Origin of the sequence: Kineosporia sp. A_224, assembly GCF_002198655.1 — a bacterium.
In the GTDB taxonomy this organism is placed as follows: domain Bacteria; phylum Actinomycetota; class Actinomycetes; order Actinomycetales; family Kineosporiaceae; genus R-H-3.
This window is the reverse complement of the sequence record NZ_MWLN01000188.1, coordinates 119,568-126,216: the sequence shown is the minus strand read 5'-3', so window position 1 is coordinate 126,216 and position 6,649 is coordinate 119,568. Positions and strand designations below refer to the sequence as shown.

Sequence of the window (6,649 nt, the reverse complement as noted above, 5' to 3'; positions counted from 1 at the left end):
CTCACCGGCCCCGACGGCCGCCCCGATGCCGGCCCAGGGTGCGTCGTCCGCCACCCCCGCCGACCATCCCGACCGGTTCCTCGACCGCGAGCTGAGCTGGCTCGCGTTCAACGAGCGCGTCCTCGAGCTCGCCCAGGACGAGTCGCTGCCGCTGCTCGAGCGCGCCCGGTTCCTGGCGATCTTCGCGAGCAACCTCGACGAGTTCTTCATGGTCCGCGTCGCCGGCCTCAAGCGCCGCATCGCGACCGGCCTCGCGGTCACCGCGGCCAGCGGGCTCGAGCCGCGCGAGGTGCTCGACGCGATCAGCCGCCGCGCCCACGAGCTGCAGGCCCGGCACGCGGGCGTCTACCGCGACGCGATCGCCCCGGAGCTCTCCGGGCGCGGGATCGCCCTCGTGCACTGGGACGCGCTGTCGGAGACCGAGCAGGACACCCTCCACACGTTCTTCCGCGAGCAGGTCTTCCCGGTCCTCACCCCGCTCGCCGTCGACCCCGCCCACCCGTTCCCCTACATCTCCGGGCTGTCGCTCAACCTCGCGGTGATCCTGCGCAACCCGGTGACGGACAAGGAGCACTTCGCCCGGGTCAAGGTCCCGCCGCTGCTGCCCCGGTTCATCGCCGTCGGCTCCGACGACCTGCACCACGCGCGGTTCGTGCCCATCGAGGACGTCATCGCCGTCCACCTCGACCAGCTCTTCCCCGGCATGGAGGTACGCCAGCACCACACCTTCCGGGTGACCCGCAACGAGGACGTCGAGGTCGAGGAGGACGACGCCGAGAACCTGCTCCAGGCCCTGGAGAAGGAGCTCCTGCGCCGCCGGTTCGGCCCGCCCGTCCGCCTGGAGATCGTCGAGGACGTCGACCCGCACGTCCGCGAGCTGCTCGTCCGCGAGCTCGGGGTCAGCGCGGCGGAGGTCTACGAGGTCCCGGAGCCGCTCGACCTGCGCGGGCTCAACGTCGTCGCCGACCTCGACGTCCCCGAGCTGCACTACCCGAAGTTCGTGCCCAAGACGCACCGGCACCTCAACGAGGTCGAGACGGCCAAGCCGAGCGACGTCTTCGCCGCGATCCGCGAGCGCGACGTGCTCCTGCACCACCCGTACGACTCGTTCTCGACGAGCGTCCAGGCGTTCCTCGAGCAGGCCGCGGCCGACCCGCGGGTGCTCGCCATCAAGCAGACGCTCTACCGCACGAGCGGCGACTCCCCCATCGTCGACGCCCTCATCGACGCCGCCGAGGCCGGCAAGCAGGTGCTCGCCCTCGTCGAGATCAAGGCCCGCTTCGACGAGCAGGCGAACATCTCCTGGGCGCGCAAGCTCGAGCAGGCGGGCGTCCACGTCGTCTACGGCATCGTCGGCCTCAAGACGCACGGCAAGCTGAGCCTCGTCGTCCGGCAGGAGTCCGAGGGGCTGCGCCGCTACTGCCACGTCGGCACCGGCAACTACAACCCAAAGACGGCCCGGCTCTACGAGGACCTGGGCCTGCTCACGTGCGACCCGCAGGTCGGCGAGGACCTCACCCGGCTGTTCAACCAGCTGAGCGGCTACGCGCCGAAGACGGCCTACCGCCGGCTGCTCGTCGCGCCGCGGTCGCTGCGCAGCGGGCTCGTCGACCGGATCGAGCGGGAGATCGCGCACGCCCGGGCGGGCCGGCCGGCCCGGATCCGGTTCAAGATGAACAGCATCGTCGACGAGGTGCTCATCGACGCGCTGTACCGGGCGTCCGGGGCGGGCGTCCCCGTCGACGTCCTCGTCCGCGGCATCTGCTCGATCCGGCCCGGCGTGCCGGGGCTGTCGGAGAACATCCGGGTGCGCAGCATCCTCGGCCGCTTCCTCGAGCACAGCCGGGTCTTCTGGTTCGAGAACGGCGGCGAGCCCGTCGTCTACATCGGCAGCGCCGACATGATGCACCGCAACCTCGACCGCCGCGTCGAGGCCCTCGTGCGGCTCAAGGACCCGGGCCACCTGGCCGAGCTCGACGAGCTGCTCTCCCTGTCGGCCGACGACGGGACGGCGTCCTGGCACCTCGGTCCCGACGGCATGTGGGTGCGGCACGCGCAGGGACCGGACGGCGAGCGCCTGCTCGACATCCAGTCGCACATCATCGCCACCAGGCCGCGGCGGCGGTCGACCCGACGACGGTGACGACCGGGAGCGACCAGCCGATGACCACCCCGACGCCGGCTGCCCCGCAGGGCGGGCCGCCCCCGGACGACGCCGCCGCGGGCGACCGACTCGCGCAGGTGCTGCCGATCGCCGTGACGGCGTCGCTCGCGGTCGAGCTGGCCGCCGGCATCGTCTGCTGGCGGGACGCCCCGGACGGCCGCGGCGGAGACCCCGAGCGCAGCGTCGAGGTGCTCCTCGTCCACCGGCCGAGGTACGACGACTGGTCCTTCCCCAAGGGCAAGGTGGAACCGGGCGAGACGCTGCCCGAGTGCGCCGTCCGGGAGGCTGCCGAGGAGACCGGGCTCCGGGTCCGGCTCGGCCGCCCGCTCCCCACGGTCCGGTACACGCTGCCGGACGGGCGCCCCAAGGAGGTCGCGTACTGGTCGGCGCGCGCGCTGTCCGGCGGCCGGCCGCGGGCCGGCGAGGTCGACCAGACGACCTGGCTCTCGGTCCGCGCCGCCCGCAAGCGGCTCACCCGGGACGACGACGCGGCGCTCCTCGACGCCCTCGTCGGCCGGGCCGCCGAGCGCCGGCTGCTCACCCGGCCGTTCCTCGTCGTCCGGCACGCGACGGCCCGCCCGCGCCAGGCCTGGACGCACGCGGACGCCGACCGCCCGCTCGTGGCCGCCGGACGCCGGCAGGCCCTCGCCCTGGCCGCCCTCCTGCAGTGCTGGTCCCCCGACTACCTGCTCAGCTCGCCGTGGCTGCGCTGCACGGAGACGCTCGCACCGTACGCCGCGTCGAGCGGGGCGCGGATCCGCACCAAGGGCGGGCTCTCCGAGGACGGCTACGCCCGGGACCCGCGCAAGGCGGCCCGGCACGCGCAGCGCCTCGTCGAGCGCGAGCAGGCGACCGCGCTGTGCACCCACCGGCCCGTGCTCGCGGGGGTGGTGGGCACCGTCGCGCGCGCGGGCACGGACGAGGTGCGGGACGCACTGCCCGACGAGGACCCGTTCCTCGACCCTGCCGAGGTGCTCGTGGCGCACGTCACCCGGCGCTCCGGGCAGCGGCCGACGGTCGTCGCCGTAGAGCGGCACGCCCCGCACCGGTGACCCTTCGCCCGGGAATGTCCGGCGTGTCGGCACGCAGAACCATGACGAACCCGACATGGTCACGATCCGGCGACCGCGGCGTGACGCGGGTTCACCGGCTGCTCACCCCCAGGCCCCCAGAGCGTCGGACGGCGTAGGCGGCACGTTCGCCGCCCGTTCACCCGCAGCGCCGGAGTGCTTCACCTGCCTTCCCTAGCGTTCGGACCAGGCGCCGACCGGGCGCCCGGCAGCACCGCGTGACCGCGACTGCCGACCCGAGAACCAAGAAGGACAGGCCACGTGAAGCTCACCCTGCCCGGCCGCGTCGCGGGCCTCTCGCTCGTCGCGGCGCTCGCCCTGACGGCGTGCGGCTCCGACAACACCACCGGCGACTCGACCTCGAGCGCGGCCGCCTCGTCCGGCGCGGCCCTCTCGGGCACGCTGAACGGCGAGGGCTCCTCGGCCCAGAAGAACGCGATCGGCGAGGTCATCTCCGGCTACCAGAGCGCCAACCCCGGCGTGACGGTCAACTACAACGCGACCGGCTCCGGCGCGGGGATCAAGCAGTTCCTCGCCGGGCAGGTCGACTTCGCCGGCTCCGACTCGGCGCTGAAGTCCGAGGAGAAGGACGGCGTCGTCGAGACCGAGGCGGCCAAGACCCGCTGCGGCGGCAACGACGCGTGGAACCTCCCGCTCGTCGCCGGCCCGATCGCCATCACGTACAACCTGCCGGGCGTCGACAAGCTCGTGCTCACGCCGTCCGTGGCGTCGCAGATGTTCCTCGGCAAGATCACGAAGTGGAACGACCCGAAGATCGCGGCGCTCAACAGCGGCGCGACCCTGCCGGCCACGGACATCAAGGTGTTCTACCGCGCCGACGAGTCCGGGACGACGGAGAACTTCACCAAGTACCTCAACGGGTCCGCACCGGCCGACTGGGCCGCGGAGCCGGCGAAGGTGTGGCCGGGCACGACCGGCGAGGGCCGGCCGCAGACCGACGGTGTCGCGCAGGGCGTCAAGTCCACCGAGGGCGGCCTCAGCTACATGGAGTGGTCCGCGGCCAAGGACAACCAGCTCGGCGTGGCCCAGGTCGACAACGGCGGCGGCGCGGTCGCGCTGACCGGTGAGACGGCCGGCAAGGCCGTCGCCGCGGCGGCCGCGGCCGGCGAGGGCAACGACCTCAAGCTCAAGCTCGACTACACGGTCAAGGACGCCGGCACCTACCCGATCGTCCTGGTGACCTACGAGGTCGTCTGCTCCAAGGGCCTCGCGGCCGACAAGACGGCGCTCGTGAAGTCCTTCCTCACGTACTTCGCGAGCCCCGACACCCAGAAGGGCCTCGAGGAGATCGGCTACGCGCCGCTCCCCGAGGACGTCCGCGGCAAGGTCGTCACGGCGATCAACGCCATCAGCTGACCCCGCGAGCGAGCGTCGTGGTCGCCCCGTCCCCGTTCACCGGGGGCGGGGCACCTCGGCGCCCGGGCCGCAGACCCGTTGCACCGCACGACGAACCGGAGACGACGAGACGATGACGAGCATCACGGGGCACTCCGAGGCCGATGCCGGCCCCTCGGGGGACATGGCGGCCACGGGCCGCGTCGGGGACCGGGTGTTCAGTGCCCTGGCGACAGGCTCGGGCGTCTTCGTCGTCAGCCTGATCGGCCTGGTGGCCGCCTTCCTCCTCGCGCAGGCCGTGCCGTCGCTCATGGACAACAAGGCGAGCTTCCTCACCTCGCGCGAGTGGCAGGTCAGCGCAGGCGACCTGCGGTTCGGCATCGCCGACCTGCTCTGGGTGACGGTCATCTCGTCGGTCATCGCGATGGCCATCGCCGTCCCGATCGCGATCGGCGTCGCGCTGTTCCTCACCCAGTACGCGCCGCGCCGCCTGGCGCGGCCGTTCGCGTCCCTCATCGACCTGCTGGCCGCCGTCCCCTCGATCGTCTACGGCATCTGGGGCTACTTCGTCCTGCGGGACTTCGTGCAGCCGGTGCAGACCTTCGTCGAGTCGGCGCTCGGCTGGTTCCCGCTCTTCGCGCCCCTGACCGTGAGCGGCACGATCTTCCTCGCGAGCATCGTGCTCGCGATCATGATCCTGCCCATCATCACGGCGATCAGCCGCGAGGTGTTCGACCAGACGCCGGCCGCCCACAAGGAGGCGGCCCTCGCGCTCGGCGCGACCCGCTGGGAGATGGTCCGCACCGCGGTCCTGCCGTTCGGCAAGCCCGGCGTCATCTCCGCCTCGATGCTCGGCCTCGGCCGGGCGCTCGGCGAGACGATCGCCGTGACGCTCCTGCTGTCGGTCACGCGCGGCACGTTCTCCTGGTCGGCGTTCGCCGGCGGCGAGACCTTCGCCTCGAGGATCGCGAACGGCTCCGCCGAGTTCGACACCCCGCTGAAGACCGGCGCCTACATCGCCGCGGGCCTCGTCCTGTTCGTCCTCACGTTCGCCGTCAACGCCGTGGCCCGGATCGTCATCGAGCGCAGGAAGGCCTTCTCCGAATGAGCACCGTGACCTCCTCGACCGAGCCGGCCGCGGCGCCGCCCGTCGGTGCCGGGCTGAGCGGGCTGAGCCGCGGCCGGTCCGTGACGAACTCGGTCATGACCGTCGTCGTCTACGGCGCGTTCCTCCTCGCCCTCGTCCCGCTCGCCTGGATCCTGTGGACCGTGCTGTCCCGCGGCTACTCGCTGCTGCTCGACCAGAACTGGTGGCTCACCTCGCAGCGCGGCATCACCCCGCGCCGGGTCGGCGGCGGCGCCTACCACGCGATCCTCGGCACCCTCGTCCAGGCGGCGGTGTGCGCGCTCATCGCGGTGCCGATCGCGGTCTTCACGGCGATCTACCTCGTCGAGTACGGCCGCGGGAAGCTCGCGCGCGCGGTGAGCTTCATGGTCGACATCCTCACCGGCATCCCGTCCATCGTCGCCGCGCTGTTCATCTACGCGGTCTGGGTGACGACGTTCGGCCTGCAGCGGGTCGGCTTCGCGGTGTCCCTCGCTCTCGTCATGCTCATGATCCCGGTCGTCGTCCGGTCGACCGAGGAGATGCTCAAGCTCGTCCCCAACGAGCTGCGCGAGGCCTCGTACGCGCTCGGGGTGCCGAAGTGGAAGACCATCGCCCGGATCGTCATCCCGACCGCCCTCTCGGGCATCATCACCGGCGTCCTGCTCGGTCTGGCCCGGGTCATGGGCGAGACCGCGCCGTTGCTCATCCTCGGGCCCTACTCGGCGTCGATCAACACGAGCCTGGTCGACGGCCCGATGGCGGCGCTGCCGACGATGATCAAGGACAACTTCGGCCAGGCGCTCCAGCCCGCGACCGACCGGCTCTGGGCGTCGGCGCTGACGCTCATCCTGCTCGTGCTGCTGCTCAACGGCGCCGGACGGGTCGTCGCCCGGTTCAGCGCCGTCCGCTGACCGGCCGCCCCGCAACACCCCACCCCATGCCCCGCACCAC

At 72.4% G+C, this 6,649-nt stretch carries 5 protein-coding genes; all 5 read left to right on the top strand.

All coding sequences use genetic code 11. The annotated features are described in order from the left end of the window. The first annotated feature begins 25 nt into the window (after nt 1-25). The 5 genes from EDJALFJO_RS20190 to pstA all read left to right on the top strand — a co-directional run bounded on the left by EDJALFJO_RS20190 (nt 26) and on the right by pstA (nt 6,609). Complete coding sequence (locus EDJALFJO_RS20190; protein WP_088288101.1) at nt 26-2,143, top strand: RNA degradosome polyphosphate kinase; 2,118 nt, start codon at nt 26-28, stop codon at nt 2,141-2,143. 20 nt (nt 2,144-2,163) lie between these two features. After that, entirely contained in the window at nt 2,164-3,216 is a 1,053-nt protein-coding gene (locus EDJALFJO_RS20185; protein WP_088288118.1) for an NUDIX domain-containing protein, read from the top strand. Between the two features lie 279 nt (nt 3,217-3,495). Then, the gene (gene pstS, locus EDJALFJO_RS20180; RefSeq protein WP_088288100.1) at nt 3,496-4,611 is read left to right on the top strand and encodes a phosphate ABC transporter substrate-binding protein PstS; all 1,116 of its coding nucleotides are present in this window, start codon (nt 3,496-3,498) and stop codon (nt 4,609-4,611) included. Nucleotides 4,612-4,723: 112 nt separating this feature from the next. Continuing rightward, on the top strand, nt 4,724-5,698 hold the full coding sequence (gene pstC, locus EDJALFJO_RS20175) for a phosphate ABC transporter permease subunit PstC (RefSeq protein ID WP_088288099.1): 975 nt from the start codon (nt 4,724-4,726) through the stop codon (nt 5,696-5,698). After that, nucleotides 5,695-6,609 (top strand): phosphate ABC transporter permease PstA, encoded by a 915-nt coding sequence (pstA, locus tag EDJALFJO_RS20170; protein ID WP_088288098.1) that lies wholly within the window; start codon nt 5,695-5,697, stop codon nt 6,607-6,609. The genes pstC and pstA overlap by 4 nt, the downstream gene beginning before the upstream one ends. The last annotated feature ends 40 nt before the right edge of the window (nt 6,610-6,649 follow it).